This window comes from Bartonella sp. CM120XJJH (assembly GCF_042194715.1).
Lineage (GTDB): Bacteria > Pseudomonadota > Alphaproteobacteria > Rhizobiales > Rhizobiaceae > Bartonella.
The window spans coordinates 1-739 of sequence record NZ_JBHINE010000105.1; the positions used below are offsets into that span (position 1 = coordinate 1).

Annotated in this window: 1 pseudogene; it reads left to right on the forward strand. The window is 46.0% G+C overall.

From position 1 onward, the window contains the following. Positions 1 to 739: pseudogene (locus ACFIKU_RS10025) on the forward strand (hypothetical protein); the annotation flags it as partial.

Sequence of the window (739 nt, forward strand, 5' to 3'; positions counted from 1 at the left end):
TGGCTCAAGGGGTGATGGGGTTGCGCTCAATGTGAGCGCTGATCTGAGTAATAGTGGGCTGATTTATGCCAAGAAATCTGCCATTTTCTCCTTGGATGGGGATTTTATCAATAAGTTTGCCGATGTCATTGCTGAAGACAATCTCATCATCCGTGGTTTAAGTGGAGAGCGGGCTGGTCATGTGATCAACAGCTCGGGTCTTTTAGAAGCCGTGTCAGGCGATATGACCTTCGATGTCTCAGCGCTTATCAACATGCGCGAAGGTGGGGTCGAAGTTAGCGATAAAGTGGTGAATCGCAATGTCTATGAAACATCACATACCGAAACAGATGGGTGGTTTCTTGTTGATACAACTACCACAACTACCAGAGTTACAACGACGGTTAGTCAGCAGCAGCCTCATTTTACTAATAATGCTGCACAGATTTTAGTAGGACGTCATCTCACGGTTCATGCCGGCGATATCCGTAATAGCTACAGTTTAATTGCTGCTAATGGCAACATTTAGATGCAGGGTGATACGCTGCTCAATGAGGGGCGTGATTTAACCGAAACAACCAAGATTGAGACGACAACACGCATTGAGACTACATCTGGTGATATTTTGGGTGCAGGGGTGGCTCAAATAGGAGATACAGACACATCGGAATATGTTGATGATCCTGTAATAATCACGCGCACTTATGATGCTGTTTACGGCACGATTGAAGCTGGTGGCACGCTTGATGCCAAGTTGACA